The sequence below is a fragment of the Streptomyces sp. NPDC050315 genome (assembly GCF_040655775.1).
In the GTDB taxonomy this organism is placed as follows: Bacteria; Actinomycetota; Actinomycetes; order Streptomycetales; family Streptomycetaceae; genus Streptomyces.
Window position 1 is genome coordinate 130,581 of record NZ_JBFAKN010000010.1, and the last position, 19,364, is coordinate 149,944.

The following is a 19,364-nucleotide window of genomic DNA, read 5'->3' on the forward strand; positions in this document are numbered from 1 at the left end:
CGCGGTCAGCGGCGGTGCACCTGGGACGGAAGGCTGCCGTACCGGACCTGGTGAGCGGCGGCGAAGCGGCCCAGGTGTGTGAAGCCCCAGCGGCCCGCGACCTCGGTGACCGAGACGCCCGGACCGGCGTCGAGCAGGTCGCGGTGCGCGCGCTCCAGCCGCAGCCGCCGCAGGTAGGCCATCGGCGTGGTCTCCAGGTGCTGCCGGAAGCCGGCCTGCAGGGAGCGCGGCGCGACGCCCGCGATCCGCGCCAGCTCCAGCACGGTGAACGCGTGCGCGGGGTCGGCCTGCATGGCGTCCACGGCGCGCTTGACCGGGCGCGGGCAGGTGCGGGTGGCCGGGTCGGCGAGCTCGTCGCGGTACTGGTGCGGGGTGGCGTACAGCATCGTGGTGAGCAGCGCGTCCGCGAGGCGGACGGCCACCACGGGATGGGTCAGGAGGCCGGTCGGCGCGGTCAGTTCGGCGGCGACGGTGCGGGCCAGGGAGACGAGGGTGAGTCCCCGGCCGTGGAACGGGTCCAGGCCGCCGGGGAAGTGCAGCGGCCGCACGGAGTGTTCGAGGTGCTCCTCCAGCGTGCTCTCCACCGCCTGCCGGTCGAAGCCGAGGGCCAGCACCTCGGCCGCGGCGTCCAGTTCGCCGGAGAGGGCGCCGGTCGGCTCGAAGACCGGGACCCGGCCATCGGTGGCGGTGGCCCGGAACACCTCGCCGCGGTGCGACTGCACCGCCTGCCCGCGGTGCGGCACGTTGATGTGGTACGCGACGCCCAGTCCCTCGCTCCGGCTGAGGACGTCGGCGCCGTACGTCGCGGTGCCGAGGGTGACGGGGCCCAGGCGTAACGCGCTCATGGCAAAGCCGAAGTCGGCGGGGTCGGTGAGGGGGTTCAGCACCACCGGGTAGGAGAGCGTGTCGGCGATCCAGGCGCGGGCACGCTCGACATCGGAGGTGCGGAACGTCCGCGGGCCGCACTGCGCCCACCGCTCCGTGCTGCGGCCGCGCTCCCCCGGCATCGCCGCCCCCGTCTCTCGGTCTCTCGCTCGCCCCGCGCAGTGAGCAGCCGACTGCGCTTCGTGTCTCTATGCTACGCAAAATGGATATCGGCGGGCCCCGCGCAGGCATTGACTGTCCGAATGGAGGCATTTCCGCTGCCGCGCCTCGCCATGGATGCGGCAGACCCGACCGCCGCTCCCCTGCCGCACCGCCCGCACGCGAGTCGTCCGGCGCCCGAGCGCGAACGGCTGCTGACCCGTGCGCTGCTGGATCTGGCCTCGCCCGAGGACCGGGAGCCGGCCGCGCACGCCGCTTCCCTCATCGAGTACGTACGGCTGCTGGGCGGTGAGCCGGCCCCCGACGCGGTGGCCGTGCTGGCCGGCCGGCCGCCGGTCGCCGCCGGTTCGGGCCCGCGGGCCGAGCTGCTGCGGGAGCTGGAGGAGCGGCTGGGCGAGGGCCCGGTACGGGACACCCTGGCGGGCGCTGCGGCGGCGGAGGTGCCGCTGGACGACGCGGCGGCCGTCCGCTGGCCGCGGTTCGCCGTGCGGGCGCGGGAGCTGGGGGTTCTGCTGGTCAGCACGGTGCCGCTGGCCGAGGTGGCGTACGAGGAGGGCCCCGGCGCCGCGGACGGTGCGCAGCCGAGGCTCCCGCTGGGCGCGCTGGTGCTGTACTCCGACGTGGCCACCCCGCAGCTGAGTGACCGGTCGGCGCCGGTGGCGGCGCTCGCCGGCGCCGCGGCGCTGCACCTGCGGCACCGGCGCACCCGTGACCACGCCCGGCAGCTGGAGCAGGCGCTGCGCAGCCGGATCGTCATCGAGCAGGCCAAGGGGGTGCTCGCCGAGCGGTTCGGCTGCCCGACGGACGGGGCGTTCACGGAGCTGCGCCGGTACGCCCGTGCGCACCAGCGCAACCTCCACGACCTGGCGCGCTCCGTCGTGGACGGCACGGCGCCGCCGCCGTTCCGCAAGGCAGCCCACTAAGCCCGCTAAGCCCGCCGGAGCCTGCCGACCGAACCCGCTAGCGGTCCTCCTTGAGCAGGTCGGCGCACTTCTCGCCGATCATCATGGTGGTGATGCACGGGTTGACCGTGACCAGCTCCGGCATGACCGAGCCGTCCGCGACGCGCAGCCCCTGGATGCCCTTCACGCGCAGCCGGGCGTCCAGCGGCGCCATGGCGTCGTCGTCGGCGCCCATCTTCACCGTGCAGGCCGGGTGGTAGACGGTGTTGTGAGTGGTGGCGATGTAGTCCAGCAGCTCGTCGTCGGTGCGCACGTCCGGGCCGGGGGCCAGCTCGGCGCCCGCCCAGTCCGCCAGCGCCGGCTGCGCGGCGATCTCGCGGGCGAGGCGCAGCCCGTAGGTCATCACCCGTACGTCGTGCTCGTGGGTGAAGTAGCGCGGGTCGACCTTCGGCTTGTCGCGGAAGTCGCGGGTGCGCAGTCGGACCGTGCCGCGGGAGCGGGCGCGGGTGACGTTCGGGGTGAGGCAGAAGGCGTTCTCGGAGGTCGGGTAGCCGTGCCGGGCGGTGTTCATGTCGAACGGCACGGAGCCGTAGTGGAACATCAGGTCCGGGCGGTCCAGGCCCGGTTCGGTGTCGGCGAAGATGCCGATCTCCCACCACTGGTTGGAGCTGGTCACCATGGGCTGCTTGGCGTCCCACATGATGACGCCCTCGGGGTGGTCCTGGAGGTTCTCGCCGACGCCGGGCGAGTCGACGAGCACGTCCACGCCGGTCTCGCGCAGGTGCGCCGCCGGGCCGATGCCGGAGAGCATCAGCAGCTTGGGGGTGTCGATGGCGCCGCAGGAGACGATGACCTCGCGGCGGGCGCGGACGGTGCGCGTGTGGATCAGGTCGGGGTCGAGGTACGTGGCGCCGGTGCAGCGGCGCTGTTCGTCGATCAGCAGCTGCTTGGCGCGGACACCGGTACGCACCTCCAGGTTGGGGCGGCGGCCGATGATCGGGTGGAGGTACGCCACGGACGAGGACTGGCGGATGTTGTTCTCGTCGGAGTTGATCTGGAACCAGTTGGCGCCGCGTATGACGGTCCGGCCGGTGTTGAACGGGGTGGTGGGGATGCCCTGTTCGGCGCAGGCGGCGAGCAGCGCGGAGCCGCAGGGGTCGGCGCCCTTGATGGTGCGCAGGGTGACCGGGCCGGAGCGGCCGTGGTGGTCGCCGGGCGCGTCGTTGGACTCCAGGCGCTGGTAGAGCGGGAAGGTGTGCTCCGCGCCCCAGCCGGTACAGCCCGCCGCCTCCCAGCCGTCGAGGTCCTCGGCCGGGGCCCAGAAGGCGATACAGGAGTTGTGCGAGGAACAGCCGCCGAGGACGCGGGCTCTGGCGTGCCGCATGAAGCTGTTGCCGCGTTCCTGGGGCTCGACCGGGTAGTCCCAGTCGTATCCGGACTCCAGCAGGCCCATCCAGCGTTCCAGGCGCAGCACGTTGTCGTCACCGACGTCTGAGGGGCCGGCCTCCAGGACGCACACCGTCACCGAGGGGTCCTCGCTGAGGCGGGCGGCCACGACGTTGCCCGCGGTGCCGCCGCCGACGATCACGTAGTCGAACTCTTCGGTCGATTCAGTGGACATGAGTCGGAGCGCTCCTTGTGGTGTCGGGGTCGGCTTCCTGCTGCGCCGCGTGTTCGGCGAGCACGCCCGTGCGGTGGCGCTGGATGAACCAGTAGTAGGCGAAGCCGCCGAGGGCGACGGCGCCGACGAAGAGGACGGCGCCCCAGCGCAGGTACCAGTGGTAGGGCGGCGCTGCGTTGTAGACCTCGGCCCGGGGCCAGGCGAGGTTGATGATCATGCCGGTGCCCCAGAGCACGGCGAGGATGTTGACCGGGAGGCCCCAGCGGCCCAGGGAGAAGCGGCCGCCGCCCGCCGGCTGCCACTTGCCGCGCAGCCTGGCCACCAGCATCGGCGCGGTGACCAGCAGGTAGGCCAGGTAGATCATGATGATGCCGATGCTGGTCACCACCGAGAAGATCTGCGGCTGCCGGATGTTGATGACCAGCACGCCCAGCGAGAGCACGCCGACGATCACGGCGGGCAGCACCGGCGTCTGGAAGCGCGGGCTGACCTTGGCCATGAGCGAGGCGGCGGGCAGGTTGTTGTCACGGGCCATGGCGAAGGCGAGCCGGATGGCGGCGGTGTGCACGGCCAGCGCGCACACGGTGACCGCGATCAGTACGCACCACAGCATCGCCTTGCCGCCCGTCTGGCCGAGCACGTCCAGCACGACGTACTGCAGCCCGTCGGTCTTCAGCCCCTCGCCCTTCAGGCTGCTCACGCTCATCAGCGCGAGCAGCAGGATCAGCCCGCCGAGCGCGAACGAGGCGACCAGCGCGCGCAGGATGGCGCGCGGTGCGTTGCGCGAGGGGTCCAGGGACTCCTCGCCGAGGGAGGCGGCGGTGTCGAAGCCGTACATGACGTAGGCGGAGGCGAGCGAGGCGGTGAGGAAGGCGCCGAGGTAGCCGAAGCTCTGGCCGGAGCCCGTGCCGTGCGTCTCCAGCACCACCTCCGGGCCGCGTACCACGTGCACGGCGAACAGGACGATCAGGACGACGGTGGCGACCAGTTCGATGAAGACGCCCGCGGTGTTGATCCGGGCCATCAGCTTGACGCCGAAGGCGTTGACCAGGGTGGTGAACAGAATCAGTACGGCGGCCAGCACGACGGCGTTGGTGGCGACGTCGTACTTGCCGGTGCCGTCGCCGATGAACTGGAAGGCCTTCGAGATCTTCGGCAGCGTCAGCTGGAAGCCGAGCGCCACCGCCGAGATCGACACGATCGAGGCGACCAGCATCATCCAGCCGGCCAGCCAGCCGATGTGCGGATTGCCCAGCCGCTTGGCCCAGTTGTAGACGGAACCGGCGACCGGGTAGCGGGCGGCCAGCTCGGCGAAGGAGAGGGCGATCATCAGCTGGCCGACGAAGACCATCGGCCAGGACCACCAGTAGGCGGGGCCGCCGAAGCCGAAGCCGAAGTAGAAGAGCTGGAAGGTGCCGGTGAGGATGGAGATGTAGCTGATACCGGCGGCAAAGGTGTGGAAGTTACCGAGGGTGCGTTTCAGTTCGGGCTTGTACCCGAACTCGGCGATTGCGCCGTCGTCCTGTGCGGAGCTCTCGTCCGCGGTTCTGTGCGGTGGGGCACTTTCGGGTGATGCGCTGTTCCTCTCGGGTACCGTCAACGGCCGTTCCTCTCACTCGAACCAGTGGAGCGCCTTGGGGGCGGTGTTGCGCCAGACGTGCTTGGCCTCGCGGTACTCGGCGAGGCCGGTGGGCCCCAACTCCCTGCCCGTGCCGGACTGTTTGAATCCGCCCCACTCGGCCTGCGGCAGATAGGGGTGGAAGTCGTTGATCCATACGGTGCCGAGCCGCAGCCGGGCCGCGACCCGGTCGGCGCGTTGCGGGTCGGTGGTCCACACCGCGCCGGCCAGCCCGTACACGGTGTCGTTGGCGAGCCGTACCGCCTCGTCCTCGTCGGTGAAGCGCTCGACGGTGAGGACCGGGCCGAAGGACTCCTCGCGCACCACCGACATGGCGGCGGTGCACTCGTCCAGGACGGTCGGCAGGTAGTGGAAGCCGTCCGCGAGGGCCGGGTCGTCGGGGCGGGCGCCGCCGCAGCGCAGCACGGCGCCCTCGGCGAGCCCGGCGGCGACGTACGCCTCGACCTTCTCCCGGTGCGCCGCGGAGATCAGCGGGCCGGTACGGGCCTCCGGGTCGAAGGGGCCGCCGAGCCGGATCTCCCGGGCCCGGCGCACCACCTCGTCGACGAAACGGTCGTGCAGGGAGTCCTCGACCAGCAGCCGGGCGCCGGCGGAGCAGACCTGCCCGGAGTGCAGGAAGATCGCGGTCAGCGCGTAGTCGACGGCCGTCTCGAAGTCCGCGTCGGCGAAGACGATGTTGGGATTCTTGCCGCCGAGTTCGAGGGCGACGTTCTTGACCGTAGCGGCCGCGGCGGCCGCGATCCGCTTCCCGGTGGCCAGGCCACCGGTGAAGGAGACCAGGTCCACGTCCGGGTGCTCGGTGAGCGGGGCGCCCGTCTCCGGTCCGGTGCCGAGGACGAGGTTGGCCACGCCGTCCGGCAGCCCGGCCTCGGCGAGCAGCTTCATCAGGTGGATCGCGGTGTGCGGGGTGAGCTCGCTGGGCTTCAGTACGAAGGTGTTGCCGGCCGCGAGGGCCGGGGCGACCTTCCAGGCGGTCTGCAGCAGCGGGTAGTTCCACGGCGTGATCAGCGCGCAGACGCCCACCGGCTCGTGCACGACGCGGCTGTCGACCGTGGCGCTGCCCGCGTCGACCGTCCGGCCCGCGTCCCCCTCCTCGGTGACCAGGCGCCCGAAGTACCGGAAGCAGGCCGCGATGTCGTCCATGTCGAGCTCGCTCTCCACCAGCCGTTTGCCGGTGTCGAGCGATTCGGCGCGGGCGAGCGCTGCCCGGTCCCGCTCCAGGAGGTCGGCGACCCGCAGCAGCTTGGCGCCGCGCTGGGCGGCGGTGGTGTGCGGCCAGGGTCCGGTGTCGAAGGCGCGCCGGGCGGCGGCCACCGCCCGGCGCGCGTCCTCGGGGCCGCCCTCGTCGACCACGGCGACCAGGGCCTGGTCGGCGGGGCAGCGGATCTCGCGGGTGCCGCCGGCGGCGGCCGCCTGCCACTGCCCGTCGATGTAGAGCTCAGGCACGCTTGTCCTCCAGCTGCTCGGTGACCCACTGGTGGAAGGCGCCGATGTGGTGCTCACTCGGCACGAGCACGCCGCCGTCCCGGTAGGCCCGCGAGTCCATCGCCGGCTGGGTCCGCTCGCACGCTTCAAAGTCCTGCTGGTTGACGCGGTGGAACAGCTCGACGGAGGTGGAGATGTCGGCGCCGGACTCGATCACCTCGGGGAGGTAGAGCCAGTCGCACTCCACGACCGTGCGGTCGGCGGCCATCGGGAACATCCGGTGGACGATGACGTGGTCGGGCACGAGGTTGACGAAGACCTGCGGCCGGACCGTGATCGCGTAGTACCGGCGGTCCTGGTCCTCCGCGATCTCCGGCAGCCGGCCGAAACCGCCCTTGCCGTCGACCGTGAAGCCCTCGGCCTCCGGCGCGAATTCAGCGCCGTGCCCGACGTAGTACTGCGCGGCGAACCCGTCCGCGAACTCAGGGAGGACGTCAGTGAGTTCGGGGTGGATGGTGGCGCAGTGGTAGCACTCCATGAAGTTCTCGATGATGAGCTTCCAGTTGGCCGCCACGTCGTAGGTGATGCGCTTGCCCAGGGCCAGGCCCTCGGTGCGGTACCGCTCGATGGAGGCGGCGTCGCCGAGCCGCTCCACGGCCGCGCCGATCACCGTGTCCTCGAAGGACGGCGGCTCGTCGGCCAGGCAGACCCAGGCGTAGCCGAGCCACTCCCGCAGCGGGACGGTGACCAGGCCGCGTTCGGTACGGTCGATGTCCGGCATCGACGTCAGGTTGGGCGCGGCGATCAGCTTGCCGTCGAAGTCGTAGGTCCAGGCGTGGTAGGGGCACTGGAGGTTGCGGCGGGCCTCGCCGGACTCCTCGGTGCACAGGCGGGCGCCGCGGTGCCGGCAGATGTTCAGGAAGGCCCGCAGTTCGCCGCGGCGGTTGCGGGTGATCAGGACGTTCTCCCGGCCGACCTGCACGGTGCGGAAGGCGCCCGGCTTGGCCAGGTCGGCGCTGCGCACGGCGCAGAACCACAGCCGCTCGAAGATCTTCTCCTGCTCCTGCCGGAAGGTCTCCGGGTCGGTGTAGGAGGTGCCGGGCAGGGTCGTGATCAGGCTGGATGCGGCGGTGGGGGCGAGTTCGGGCGTGGTCGTCATGTGCGTCTCCTCAAGCCGACTACTTCTCGGGCGCTACTTGCGGATGCGGGTCATGCCCGGGTCGAACAGCGGTTCCTCGGCGACGGTCGCGGCGACCTTCTGGCCGAAGTACTCCACCTGCACGGCGGTGCCGGGGACGGCGGCGGAGGCCGGCAGCCAGGCGTACGCGACGCAGCGGCCGATGCTGTAGCCGTAGGAGGCGGAGGTGACATAGCCGGCGGGTGCGCCGTCCACATAGACCGGCTCCTTGCCGAGGACGACGGCGGCCGGGTCGTCGAGGGTGAGGCAGGTCAGCTTGCGGCGGGCGGTCTCCTCGCTGCGGCCCTCCAGCGCCGCGCGGCCGAGGAAGTCGCCCTTGGCGGGGCGGACGGCGAAGCCGACGCCCGCCTCGTACGGGTCGTGCTCGGTGGTCATGTCGTGGCCCCAGGAGCGGTAGCCCTTCTCCAGCCGCAGGCTGTTGAAGGCCGAGCGTCCGGCCGCGATCACGCCGTACTGCTGTCCGGCCTCCCACAGCGTGTCCCACAGGCGCAGCCCCAGGTCGGCGGTGGTGTACAGCTCCCAGCCCAGCTCGCCCACGTAAGACAGCCGCATGGCCGTGACGGGGACGTGGCCGAGGTGGGTCTGCTTGGCCTTGAAGTAGCCGAAGGCCTTGTGCGAGAAGTCGTCGCGGGTGAGCGGCTGGACCAGGTCGCGGGCGAGCGGGCCCCAGACGCCGATGCAGCAGGTGCCGGAGGTGATGTCCCGGATCTGCACCCCTTCGGGGGCGTGCCGCAGGAGCCAGTCCAGGTCGGAGCCGCTGTTGGCGCCGATCTGGAAGCGGTCGGGCGCGAGCCGGGCCACGGTGAGGTCGGAACGGACGCCGCCCGTCTCGTCCAGCAGCAGCGTGTAGGTGACCGCGCCGGGCTTCTTGTCGAGCTGGTTGGTGGACATGCGCTGGAGGAAGGCGAGCGCGCCGGGCCCGGTGACCTCCAGCCGGCGCAGCGGCGTCATGTCGTACAGCGCGACCTTCTCGCGCGTCGCCTTCGCCTCGGCCGCGGCGATCGGCGACCAGTACCGGGCCGACCAGGCGTCCCGCTCGGGCAGTTCGAGGCCCTCGGCGAGCGGGGCGTTGGCCTCGTACCAGTGCGGGCGCTCCCAGCCCCCGCCCTCCAGGAAGAACGCGCCCAGCTCCTGCTGGCGGGCGTAGAAGGGGCTGACCCGCAGCGGGCGGGGCTGCTCCATGGGCTGGAGGGGGTGCAGAACGTCGTAGACCTCGACGAAGTTCTGGGCGCCGCGGTCCTCGATGTACGCGGGCGAGCGCTGCGCGTCCTCGAAGCGGTAAAGGTCGCACTCGTGAATGTCGATGTCGGGGCGGCCGTCGGTCATCCACTGGGCGACGGCACGCGCCACGCCCGCGGAGTGGGTGACCCAGACCGCCTCGGCGAGCCAGAATCCGCGTACCTCGCGGGATTCGCCGAGGACGGGCATGCCGTCGGGGGTGAAGGAGAAGACGCCGTTGAAGCCCTCTTCGACGCGGGAGGCGCCGAGCGCGGGGAGCAGTCCGACGCTGTCCTCCCAGCTCGGCGCGAAGTCCTCCTCGGTGAAGGGCAGCGAGGACGGCATGATCGGCGCGTCGTCGAAGGCGGGCACGGCGGCGGGGTCGACGGGCATCGGGCGGTGCGCGTAGGAGCCGATGCCGATGCGGTCGGTGTGTTCGCGGTAGTACAGATCGCGGTCCTGGAAGCGCAGGATCGGCTTGCTGGCCTCGGTGCGCGGGTCATTGACGCCCGCCAGCTCCGGCAGCGGCTCCGTTTTGGCGTACTGGTGCGCCAGCGGCAGCAGCGGCACGTCGACGCCGGCCATTTTGCCGATCACCGGGCCCCAGAAGCCGGCCGCGGAGACGACGTGGTCGGCGGGGAAGGTGCCCCGGTCGGTGACGACGCCGGTGACCCGGCCGTTCTCCTGCTCGATGCCGGTGACGGTGTGCCGGTCCAGGAAGCGGGCGCCGCGCTGCTCGGCGCGGGTGATCTGGGCGCGGCAGGCGAGCAGGGCGCGGGCCAGCCCGTCGTCGGGGGTGTAGAGGCCGCCGAGGACCTTGTCCTCGTCCAGCATCGGCCAGTACTTCTTGCACTCGGCCGGGGTGATCAGTTCGGCGCGTACCCCCCAGGAGGCGGCGAGTCCGGCCTTGCGGTGCAGGTCGGCCCAGCGCTCGGGGGTGGTGGCCAGCTCCAGCCCGCCCAGCGGGTTGAAGCAGGAAAGGCCGTCCACTTCAAGGGAGTTGAACTTCTCGACCGTGTACGCGGCGAACTCGGTCATGGTCTTGGACGGGCCGGTCTGGAAGACCAGTCCGGGGGCGTGCGAGGTGGAGCCGCCGGGGGCCGGGAGCGGGCCCTGTTCGAGGACGGTGACATTGCGCCAGCCGCGTGCGGTCAGTTCGTCGGCGAGCGAGCAGCCGACGATGCCGGCGCCGATCACGACCACGCGGGCATCGGTGGCGGGGGTGCGGGACATGCTGCTCCTTCGGGTCAAGCAGGACGTACGGGAGTGGTGTCCCTCAGAGGACGACCACGGAGCGCAGGACGCGGCCGCCGCGCATGGTGTCGAAGGCGGCCTCCACCTCGTCCAGGGAGATCCGCTCGGTGACAAAGCTTTCGAGGTCGAGCAGTCCGTAGAGGTACTGGTCGATCAGGTCGGGGAAGTCGCGGCTGGGCAGGCAGTCCCCGTACCAGGAGGACTTCAGGGCGCCGCCGCGCGAGAAGATGTCGCTGAGCGGGATCTCGACCTTCATGCCGGGCTCGGGCACGCCCACCTGGACCAGGGTGCCGGCGAGATCGCGCATGTAGAACGCCTGCGTGTACGTCTCCGGGCGGCCCACCGCGTCGATCGCGATGTCCACGCCGACGCCGCCCGTCAGGGCGCGGACCGCCTCGACCGGGTCCGTACCGCGGGAGTTGATGATGTGGGTGGCGCCGAACTTCTCGGCCTGGTCGAGCTTTCTGTCGTCGACGTCGATGGCGATGACCTTGCGCGCGCCGTTGAGGCAGGCGCCCGCGATCGCCGCGTTGCCGACGCCGCCGCAGCCGATGACCGCGACCGTGTTGCCGCGCCGGACGTTTCCGGTGTTCACGGCCGCGCCGTAGCCGGCCATCACGCCGCAGCCGATCAGGCTCGCGGCCTCGGGGCGGGCCGCCGGGTCGACCTTGATCGCCTGTGCGGCGGCGACCAGGGTCTTCTCGGCGAAGGCGCCGATGCCGAGCGCCGGGGTGAGCGGGGTGCCGTCGAGCAGCGTCATCGGCTGGGCCGCGTTGCGCGAGTCGAAGCAGTACCAGGGGCGGCCGCGGCGACAGGAGCGGCAGCTGCCGCAGGGCGCGCGCCAGGCGAGCACCACGTAGTCGCCGGGCAGCAGGTCGGTGACGCCGTCCCCCACGGCCTCGACCACCCCGGCCGCCTCGTGTCCGAGCAGGAACGGGAAGTCGTCGTTCACGGCGCCTTCCCGGTAGTGCAGATCCGTGTGGCAGACCCCGCACGCCTGTACGGAGACGAGTGCTTCCCCCGGGCCCGGGTCCGGCACCAGAATCGGCTGCACCTCGACCGGTGCGCCCTTTTTCGTCGCGACCACAGCACGGACTTCGTGTGGCATGCCCCTACCCCTCAGTGTTGCGCACTGCACGACTCGTTGCGCGATGAGAGACATACTGGGAACGCCTTCTCGGCGGCGTCAAGGGGTTGGAGTTAACCGTTGGTAAAAGCGCGCGCACGGTCGGCGCGCATGACTGCGGGGCCGGTGAGCACCGGCCCCGCATCCCTCCTGCGCACGGTCGAACCGTCTACGCGGCAAAGATCAACTCCCGTACCCCATCCGCCGGGACAATTCCCGGGCCGCCTCGACCGTGCGCTTGGCGACCTCCGGGATGCGCTCGGGCTCCAGCCGGTACGCGGGCGCCGAGACGCTGATCGCGCCGATCACCTGGCCGTCGTGCGCGCGCACCGGCGCGGCCACCGCGTGCAGCCCCAGCTCCAGCTCCTCCATCGCCACCGCGAAGCCGTTGCGCACCACCTCGGCGAGCTGCTCGCGCAGCTCGGCGACGGAGGTGATGGTCCGCTCGGTGAGCCGCGGCAGTTTCCGGGCGAGCGCGGCGTCCTGCACCGGGCCCGGCTGGAACGCCAGCAGCGCCTTGCCGCTGGAGGTCGCGTGCAGCGGGGTGCGGCGGCCGAGCCAGTTCTGCGCGGTGACCGAGGCCGGGCCGCGGGCCTGCATGATGTTGACCGCGGCGCCGTTGTCCAGCACCGCGATGTTGGCCGTCTCGCCCAGCTCCTCGGCGAGCAGCCGGCACATCGGCGCACCCTCCTGCGAGATGTCCAGCCGGACCGCGGCGGCCCCGGCCAGCCGCAGCACCCCGGCGCCGAGGTAGTACTTGCCGCGCTCCTGCTCCTGAGCGACCAGCCCCCGGTTCTCCAGCACGCCGAGCAGCCGGAAGGCCGTCGACTTGTGCACCCCGAGCTCGTCGGCGACCTCGGTCACCCCCGCCTCACCGTGCCGGGCCAGGATCTCCAGCACCGTGACCGCACGGTCCACCGACTGCACGGAACTGCCCGCTCCGCGGGCTGATTTCTGCGCTGACCTGGCCCCCGACGTGTCCTTGGCGTTCTCCGTCATCCGATCTCACCACCTGGCGCGACCCGATGCGGGCCGGCTTCTTGAGGGAGGCGCTTGACGCGCGGGCTCCCGGCTTGGATTCTGTTGCGCAGAGCGCTTCGCCGTGCGCATCGCGGAACTCAACTATACCGAACAGTAAGAGGGGTGCCCCGTGATTCCCGTCTGCCACCTCGATGACCTGCCCGCAGGCGAGTCGGTTCGCATCGACACCGCACCTCCCATCGCCGTCTTCAATGCCGACGGCGAGATCTACGCCATCGACGACACCTGCACCCACCAGGACGCCTCGCTCGCCGACGGCTGGCTGGAGGGCTGCCTGGTCGAATGCCCGCTGCACGCCGCCTCCTTCGACCTGCGCACCGGCATGCCGACCTGCCTGCCCGCCCGGCGGGCCGTCCGCACCCACTCCGTCACCGTGGAGAACGGCATGATCTTCGTGCACCACGCCGCCCAGGAAGGCACCGCCGCATGAGGACGGTCACCGTCGTCGGAGCCTCGCTGGCCGGACTGTACGCCGCGAGAGCGCTGCGCTCCCAGGGGTTCGAGGGCCGGCTGATGATCGTCGGGGACGAGCACCACCGCCCGTACGACCGGCCGCCGCTCTCCAAGGACTTCCTCAAGGGCATCACCGGGCAGGAGGACCTCGCGCTGGCGGACGCCGAGGAGGTCGCCGAGCTGGACGCGGAGTGGCTGCTCGGGACGCGCGCCGCCGGGCTGGACGCCGGCGGCCGGTCGGTGGTCCTGGAGGACGGCAGGTCCCTGGCCACCGACGGGGTGGTCATCGCCACCGGCGCCACCCCGCGCCGGCTGCCGGGGCCCGAGCTCGCCGGGGTGCACGCGCTGCGCAGCCTCGACGACGCCCAGGCGCTCCGCGCCGATCTGGCCGGCGGCCCGTTGCGGGTCGTGGTGATCGGCGGCGGCTTCATCGGCGCCGAGGTCGCCTCCTCGTGCGCCGCGCTCGGCCACGAAGTCACGGTCGTCGAGGCCGCGCCGCTCCCGCTGCTGCCGCAGCTCGGTGAGGAGATGGCCGGGGTCTGCGCGGCCCTGCACGGGGATCACGGGGTCACGCTGGTCACCGGTACGGGCGTCGCGGCGCTGCAGGGCGCCCCGGGCGGGCGGGTCACCGGTGTCGAGCTGGCCGACGGGCGGGTGCTGCCCGCCGACACCGTCGTCGTCGGCATCGGCGTCCGCCCGAACACCGACTGGCTGGCGGGCTCCGGGCTCGCCCTGGACGACGGGGTGGTCACCGACGCCGGGTGCGTGACCACGCTCCCCCACGTCGTCGCGGTCGGCGACGTGGCCCGGGTCGACGGCTCCCGTACCGAGCACTGGACCAGCGCGACCGAACAGGCCGCCACCGCAGCGCACAACCTCCTCGCGGGCGAGACCCTCGTGGCGCACCGCGCGGTGCCGTACTTCTGGTCCGACCAGTACGGCGTCCGCATCCAGTTCGCCGGGCGGCGGCTGCCCACCGACACCGTGCGGGTGATCGACGGCTCCCCCGAGGACCGCAGCTTCCTCGCCGCGTACGAGCGCGACGGCCGCACCACGGCGGTACTCGCCCTCAACCGCCCCCGCCCCTTCATGAAGGCGCGCCGCGAGCTGATGCGGGCCGCCCAGCCGGTCGCCGGCTGAATCGCGCGTGCCGCGGCCACGGAGAGTGGCCGCGGCACTCCCATGACCACCCAAATACCTTGCGAATACCGGCACTTGGCGCCCGCTTTACCTCCGGCCCGGTCAGCCGCATTCGCCCCCCATGGCCCTGTTGACGGACGACATTCAGCTGTCACATGCTCGATACATAGGTGCTCGATACACGTGACCCTGGGTGTCCGGCCGCTGACGCCTGCCGTTTTCCGGCCGCCCCCCGACGCACCGAGCCCGGGGTCGGATTCGGAGGAGCAGCATGTGCGGAATCGCCGGATGGGTCGCCTACCAGCGTGACCTGCGATCCGAACAGGACACCGTCGACGCCATGACGCAGACCATGTCCTGCCGCGGTCCGGACGACGCCGGGACCTGGATCCAGGGCCCGGCGGCCCTCGGCCACCGCCGGCTCGCCATCATCGACCTGCCGGGCGGCCGCCAGCCGATGACCGTCGACACCCCCGACGGCCCGGTCGCGATGGTCTACTCCGGAGAGGCGTACAACTTCTCCGAACTGCGCAAGGAACTGGCGGCGCGCGGCCACCGCTTCACCACCGACTCCGACACCGAGGTCGTGCTGCACGGCTATCTGGAGTGGGGCGAGGCCGTCGCCGAACGCCTCAACGGCATGTACGCCTTCGCCATCTGGGACAGCCGCGAGCAGAAGCTCGTGATGATCCGCGACCGGATGGGCATCAAGCCCTTCTACTACTACGCCACCGACGACGGTGTGCTCTTCGGCTCCGAGCCCAAGGCCATCCTCGCCAACCCCCAGGTGCGCCCCACCGTGACGCTGGACGGCCTGCGCGAGCTGTTCGCCTTCGTCAAGACGCCGGGCCACGCCGTATACGAAGGCATGCGCGAGGTCGAGCCCGGCACGGTCGTCACGTTGACCAAGAACGGCCTGCGCACCCGCGTCTACTGGACGCTGGAGACCAAGCAGCACACCGACGACAAGGACACCTCGATCGCGCACGTCCGGTCGCTGCTGGACGACATCGTGCGCCGCCAGCTCGTCGCCGACGTGCCGCGCTGCACCCTGCTCTCCGGCGGTCTGGACTCCTCCGCGATGACCGCGCTGGCCGCGCAGCAGCTGGCCGCCGAGGACAAGACGGTCCGCAGCTTCGCCGTCGACTTCGTCGGCCAGACCGAGAACTTCACCCCGGACGCGCTCCGCGACACCCCGGACACCCCCTTCGTGCACGACGTGGCGCGTGCCTCGAAGACCGAGCACCAGGACATCGTCCTGGACTCCGACCAGCTCGCCGACCCCGAAGTACGCTCCAAGATGATCCGCGCCCGGGACATCCCGATGGGCCTGGGCGACATGGACGCCTCGCTGTACCTGCTGTTCAAGGCGATCCGTGAGCACTCGACGGTGGCGCTGTCCGGCGAGTCCGCCGACGAGGTCTTCGGCGGGTACAAGCAGTTCTTCGACCCCAAGGCGCGCGAGGCGGACACCTTCCCCTGGCTCGTGCAGTTCGCCGAGCACTTCGGCGACGACGGCAACATCCTCACCGAGGGCGTCACCAAGGCGATGGGCCTGGACGGTTACATCCGGGACAGCTACGACACGGCCGTGCGGGACGTGCAACGGCTCGACGGCGAGAGCGACTTCGAGTACCGCATGCGCCGGATCTGCTATCTGCACCTCACCCGGTTCGTCCGCGTCCTGCTGGACCGCAAGGACCGGGCGAGCATGGCCGTCGGCCTGGAGGTGCGGGTGCCGTTCTGCGACCACCGGCTCGTGGAGTACGTCTACAACACCCCGTGGAGCCTGAAGTCGTTCGACGGCCGGGAGAAGAGCCTGCTGCGCGAGGCCACCGCCGATGTGCTCCCGAAGTCGGTGTACGACCGGGTGAAGAGCCCGTACCCCTCCACGCAGGACCCGCAGTACGCCGTCGCGCTCCAGGGCCACCTCAAGGACCTGCTCGCCAAGCCCTCGCACCCGGTGTTCGACCTGGTCAGCCGCGACTGGCTGCAGCGCGCTGTCAAGGTGGACGTCCCGCAGATCACCCAGGCATCGCGGCGCGGCCTGGAGCGCACCCTGGACCTGGCCCTCTGGATGGACATGTACTCGCCGACCATTACACTCTCTTGACCTGATCGAGGCAGGTCGTTGGACGACAGACGGGTGGACGGTGGCGTGGCGGTCGACGAGGAGACGGCACCGGGCACGATCAGTGAAGAGGCCGCGCTCGAACTGGTCGTGACCCTGCACCGGCTGCTGCGCAGCCTGGGCAGGGCCGTCCCCGGCCGCCGCGTCCCGCCCACCCAGCTCATCGTCCTCGCCCTGCTCACCCAGCTCGGCCCGTCCCGCATCGGCGTACTGGCCGACCGCATCCCCTGCTCGCAGCCGACGGCCACGGCCGCGGTGGCGAGCCTGGAGTCGGCGGGGCTGGTCCGCAGGGAGCCGGACCCCACCGACGGGCGCGCGGCCCGCGTCGTCATCACCAAGGACGGCGTCCGCGCGCTGAACGACGTGGCACAGAGCGAGGCCGAGGCGCTCGCCGGGCGTCTCGGCACGCTGCCCCAGGAGGACATCCGCCGGGTACTGGAGGCGGGCGCCCTGCTGCGGCGCCTCGCGGAGGGCTAATAGCCCTTCGGTGGGCTGCCGGAATCCGCCTGCTGTACGCGGGAGATGTCGCCGTACTGCGCCTTGATGTAATTCACGGCCGCCGCGCAATTCGCCACCGGGTCATTGATGTCCCATGCCGTACCGGGCTGATGGTGCGCCCGGAACGTTCCCATGGTCGTCTGGAAAAGCCCCCGGGACGGCTCGCCCGCCACCGCGTTGGCATCCCAGCCATTGAAAGCATTCGGGTCGAACCCGGATTCCCTGCGGGCGATCGTCCACAGCCCCGCGTACCAGTATTCGGGTGATCCTGTGACCCGCAGACACGCCCGGATCCACCCGGCCGGCCCTGCCGCCTCCACCCGCTCCCGGGCCTCGGCGCGCTTCCTGGCCGCTGCCCGCGCCCGCTCTTCCAGCGCCGCGCTCCGCGCCTCTGAGCTGGCCCGGGACGCCCGGGCCGCGGCCTCGAAGCGCTGCTCCGTCAGCCCCGCCGCGACGAAGGTGGCGGCCTGCCCCTCCAGCCCGGCCGACGAGACCCGGACCTTCCGGGCGGCCGCGGCAGGCGCCCGGTGGCCCGCCCGGGCCGCGGCCGGCCGGGCATTCCCGCCGTACAGCGCGGCTTCTTCCGTGTGCGTCCCGGCCTCACCGGGACGCATATCCGCCATTCCGCTGATCACGATTGCGGCAGGAATTATCAGGACGAGAACAGAGGAAAGGGCGGTGGCTGCAGTCCTGGCCACGTGCATGGGAAATCATCGCCTTCCCGTCGAGCCGCCGGCTCACTTGGAGGCGTCCTATCAGCCGCAATCAAGACCCGCCGAGCACCCGGCCGCGACCGGCGGTCCGGGCGGACTGACGATATCTTCGAAGTTTTGCGCTACGAGTCGGGGCCCGGGCGGTGGGAGTGGCCGGGCGGGGCTATCGTGGCCCCATGTCCGCCCCTGAGCTGATCCGTATCGTCTCCCGCTCCTCCCCCATGGCCCTGGCCCAGGTGGAGCGCGTCCGTACCGAACTCGCCGCGCTGCACCCGGGCATCGCCACCGAGGTCGTCCCGGTGACCACCACCGGTGACCGCTGGATGGGTGATCTCTCCGCGGTCGAGGGCAAGGGCGCGTTCACCAAGGAGGTGGACGCGGCGCTGCTGTCCGGGGAAGCGGACCTCGCGGTGCACTGCGTCAAGGACATCCCGGCCGACCGGCCGCTGCCCGCCGGCACGACGTTCGCCGCGTTCCTCAAGCGCGACGACGTACGGGACGCGCTCATCCACCCCGGCGGTCTGACCCTCGACGAGCTGCCGCCGGGCACCCGCATCGGCACCTCGTCCGTACGCCGCCGCGCTCAGCTCGCCGCCTCGCACCCGCACCTGGAGTGCGTACCGATGCGCGGCAACGCCAACCGGCGGATGGAGAAGCTGCACGCCGGGGAGGCCGACGCGCTGCTGCTCGCGGTCTCCGGGCTGCACCGCATCGGCCGCCCCGACGTGATCACCGAGGTGCTGTCCGTCGACACGATGTGCCCGCCGATCGGCGCGGGAGTGCTCGCCCTGCAGTGCCGCGAGGACGACACCGAGACCATCGACGCGGTCTCCGGGCTCGGCGACCCGGACACGCACCGGGAGACGCAGGCCGAGCGGATGTTCCTGCACGTGCTCCAGGGGCACTGCAACTCCCCCATCGCCGGCTACGCCCGGTCCGGGCGCGGCGGCGGCGACCTGTCGCTGCGGGCCTGCGTGTTCACCCCCGACGGCAAGACGATCCTCAACGCGCACGAGTGGGCGGGCCGGCTCGACCCCGCCACCCTCGGTACCTCGGTCGCCGTTGCGCTGCTCCGCCAGGGCGCCCGCGAACTGATCGACGATATTCCGCACTGACGTGCCGCTGCCGAGCGGCGCGTGTTGCCCGGCAAGCCCTTCGCCGCCGCGCCCTCAGGGGCGCAGGCGGCCGGCGACGACCGACTCGGCCGTGTCGCGCAGCTTGGCACGGTGGTGCCGCGCGTACTTGCGCAGCACCTCGAACGCCTCCCCGATCGGGATCCGGCGCTCGGCTGCGAGCACCCCCTTGGCCTGTTCGATGACGACCCTGCTGTCGAGCGCGTGCTGCAGTTGGTCCGCCACCCGCCGCTGGTGGTCCCGGTCGGCGGCCACCGTGAGGTAGGCGACGGTCATGTCGATCAGCACCCGTGCGAAGGCGAGGTCGCCGGCGGACCAGGGCCGCGGCGCTGTGTGGTAGAGGTCCAGTGTCCCGAGCGCCTCCCCGTGGAAGTGCAGCGGCAGGCTGGCGGTCGCCGCCACACCCAGGTCGAGGACCCGCTCGCCATAGCCGGGCCACCGCGCCGCGTCCCGCGCCAGGTCGGGAACGGTCACCGGCCGTACGGTGCGCAGCGCTTCGGTGCACGGTGCACAGCGCTCCTGTGCCTGGACGTCGGCCAGTTCGGCCGCCATTCCGTCCAGTACGCCGACGGGGCGCAGCTCCCCTTCCCGTACGAGGAAGACCCCGGTGCTCCGTACGGCGAGCGCGGCGGCGGAACGCTGCGCGAGGTCCTGCAACAGGTCGCTGACAGGAGGGGCGGTCGCGAGGACGGCCGCGAACCCCGACACTTCGCCGAAGGCCCGTTTCTGATCCGTCATTGCCTCGGACACCTGCCTTTCCACCGGGGCACGCCTCTCTGTCCTCGAAATTAGGCGGCGGGACGGACGGCGAGAACCCTCAAACGGTCC

Annotated in this window: 16 protein-coding genes; 6 read left to right on the plus strand and 10 right to left on the minus strand. The window is 71.7% G+C overall.

Annotation, left to right across the window (positions count from 1 at the left end):
- Window positions 1-5: 5 nt before the first annotated feature.
- Entirely contained in the window at window positions 6-1,007 is a 1,002-nt protein-coding gene (locus AB0I82_RS31505; protein WP_363260843.1) for an AraC family transcriptional regulator, read from the minus strand.
- A 120-nt stretch (window positions 1,008-1,127) separates the two neighbouring features.
- Here AB0I82_RS31505 and AB0I82_RS31510 point away from each other — a divergent pair, with 120 nt between their 5' ends.
- The gene (locus tag AB0I82_RS31510) at window positions 1,128-1,967 is read left to right on the plus strand and encodes an ANTAR domain-containing protein (RefSeq protein WP_363260844.1); all 840 of its coding nucleotides are present in this window, start codon (window positions 1,128-1,130) and stop codon (window positions 1,965-1,967) included.
- A 37-nt stretch (window positions 1,968-2,004) separates the two neighbouring features.
- On the opposite strand, the gene AB0I82_RS31515 is transcribed toward AB0I82_RS31510, so the two are convergent.
- The 7 genes from AB0I82_RS31515 to AB0I82_RS31545 all read right to left on the minus strand — a co-directional run bounded on the left by AB0I82_RS31515 (window position 2,005) and on the right by AB0I82_RS31545 (window position 12,354).
- Complete coding sequence (locus AB0I82_RS31515; RefSeq protein WP_363260845.1) at window positions 2,005-3,567, minus strand: GMC oxidoreductase; 1,563 nt, start codon at window positions 3,565-3,567, stop codon at window positions 2,005-2,007.
- Window positions 3,557-5,077 carry an APC family permease gene (locus AB0I82_RS31520; RefSeq protein ID WP_363260991.1) on the minus strand — a complete coding sequence of 507 codons (1,521 nt, stop codon included), beginning with the start codon at window positions 5,075-5,077 and terminating at the stop codon, window positions 3,557-3,559. The genes AB0I82_RS31515 and AB0I82_RS31520 overlap by 11 nt, the downstream gene beginning before the upstream one ends.
- Before the next feature lie 102 nt (window positions 5,078-5,179).
- Window positions 5,180-6,652, minus strand: a complete 1,473-nt coding sequence (locus tag AB0I82_RS31525) for an aldehyde dehydrogenase family protein (RefSeq protein ID WP_363260847.1) — start codon at window positions 6,650-6,652, stop codon at window positions 5,180-5,182.
- Window positions 6,645-7,790, minus strand: a complete 1,146-nt coding sequence (locus AB0I82_RS31530; protein WP_363260848.1) for an aromatic ring-hydroxylating dioxygenase subunit alpha — start codon at window positions 7,788-7,790, stop codon at window positions 6,645-6,647. Before AB0I82_RS31530 ends, AB0I82_RS31525 begins: the two co-directional genes overlap by 8 nt.
- Before the next feature lie 33 nt (window positions 7,791-7,823).
- The gene (locus tag AB0I82_RS31535) at window positions 7,824-10,280 is read right to left on the minus strand and encodes an FAD-dependent oxidoreductase (protein WP_363260849.1); all 2,457 of its coding nucleotides are present in this window, start codon (window positions 10,278-10,280) and stop codon (window positions 7,824-7,826) included.
- Window positions 10,281-10,323: 43 nt separating this feature from the next.
- A complete protein-coding gene (locus tag AB0I82_RS31540; RefSeq protein WP_363260850.1) occupies window positions 10,324-11,409 on the minus strand; it encodes an S-(hydroxymethyl)mycothiol dehydrogenase in 1,086 nt (361 codons plus the stop codon).
- Window positions 11,410-11,610: 201 nt separating this feature from the next.
- The gene (locus AB0I82_RS31545; protein WP_363260851.1) at window positions 11,611-12,354 is read right to left on the minus strand and encodes an IclR family transcriptional regulator; all 744 of its coding nucleotides are present in this window, start codon (window positions 12,352-12,354) and stop codon (window positions 11,611-11,613) included.
- Between the two features lie 223 nt (window positions 12,355-12,577).
- Between AB0I82_RS31545 and AB0I82_RS31550 the strand changes: the two genes are divergently transcribed.
- The 4 genes from AB0I82_RS31550 to AB0I82_RS31565 all read left to right on the plus strand — a co-directional run bounded on the left by AB0I82_RS31550 (window position 12,578) and on the right by AB0I82_RS31565 (window position 16,669).
- Window positions 12,578-12,898, plus strand: a complete 321-nt coding sequence (locus AB0I82_RS31550) for a bifunctional 3-phenylpropionate/cinnamic acid dioxygenase ferredoxin subunit (protein WP_363260852.1) — start codon at window positions 12,578-12,580, stop codon at window positions 12,896-12,898.
- Entirely contained in the window at window positions 12,895-14,061 is a 1,167-nt protein-coding gene (locus tag AB0I82_RS31555) for an FAD-dependent oxidoreductase (protein WP_363260853.1), read from the plus strand. Before AB0I82_RS31550 ends, AB0I82_RS31555 begins: the two co-directional genes overlap by 4 nt.
- Window positions 14,062-14,332: 271 nt before the next feature.
- Window positions 14,333-16,174 carry an asparagine synthase (glutamine-hydrolyzing) gene (asnB, locus tag AB0I82_RS31560; RefSeq protein ID WP_363260854.1) on the plus strand — a complete coding sequence of 614 codons (1,842 nt, stop codon included), beginning with the start codon at window positions 14,333-14,335 and terminating at the stop codon, window positions 16,172-16,174.
- Between the two features lie 18 nt (window positions 16,175-16,192).
- Entirely contained in the window at window positions 16,193-16,669 is a 477-nt protein-coding gene (locus AB0I82_RS31565; RefSeq protein ID WP_363260855.1) for a MarR family winged helix-turn-helix transcriptional regulator, read from the plus strand.
- On the opposite strand, the gene AB0I82_RS31570 is transcribed toward AB0I82_RS31565, so the two are convergent.
- Complete coding sequence (locus tag AB0I82_RS31570; RefSeq protein ID WP_363260856.1) at window positions 16,666-17,313, minus strand: transglycosylase SLT domain-containing protein; 648 nt, start codon at window positions 17,311-17,313, stop codon at window positions 16,666-16,668. The two genes, AB0I82_RS31565 and AB0I82_RS31570, sit on opposite strands and share 4 nt — an antisense overlap.
- Window positions 17,314-17,579: 266 nt before the next feature.
- On the opposite strand from AB0I82_RS31570, the gene hemC reads away from it, so the two are divergent.
- Window positions 17,580-18,518, plus strand: a complete 939-nt coding sequence (gene hemC / locus AB0I82_RS31575; protein WP_363260857.1) for a hydroxymethylbilane synthase — start codon at window positions 17,580-17,582, stop codon at window positions 18,516-18,518.
- 54 nt (window positions 18,519-18,572) lie between these two features.
- On the opposite strand, the gene AB0I82_RS31580 is transcribed toward hemC, so the two are convergent.
- On the minus strand, window positions 18,573-19,274 hold the full coding sequence (locus tag AB0I82_RS31580; protein WP_363260858.1) for a GAF and ANTAR domain-containing protein: 702 nt from the start codon (window positions 19,272-19,274) through the stop codon (window positions 18,573-18,575).
- Window positions 19,275-19,364 lie beyond the last annotated feature (90 nt).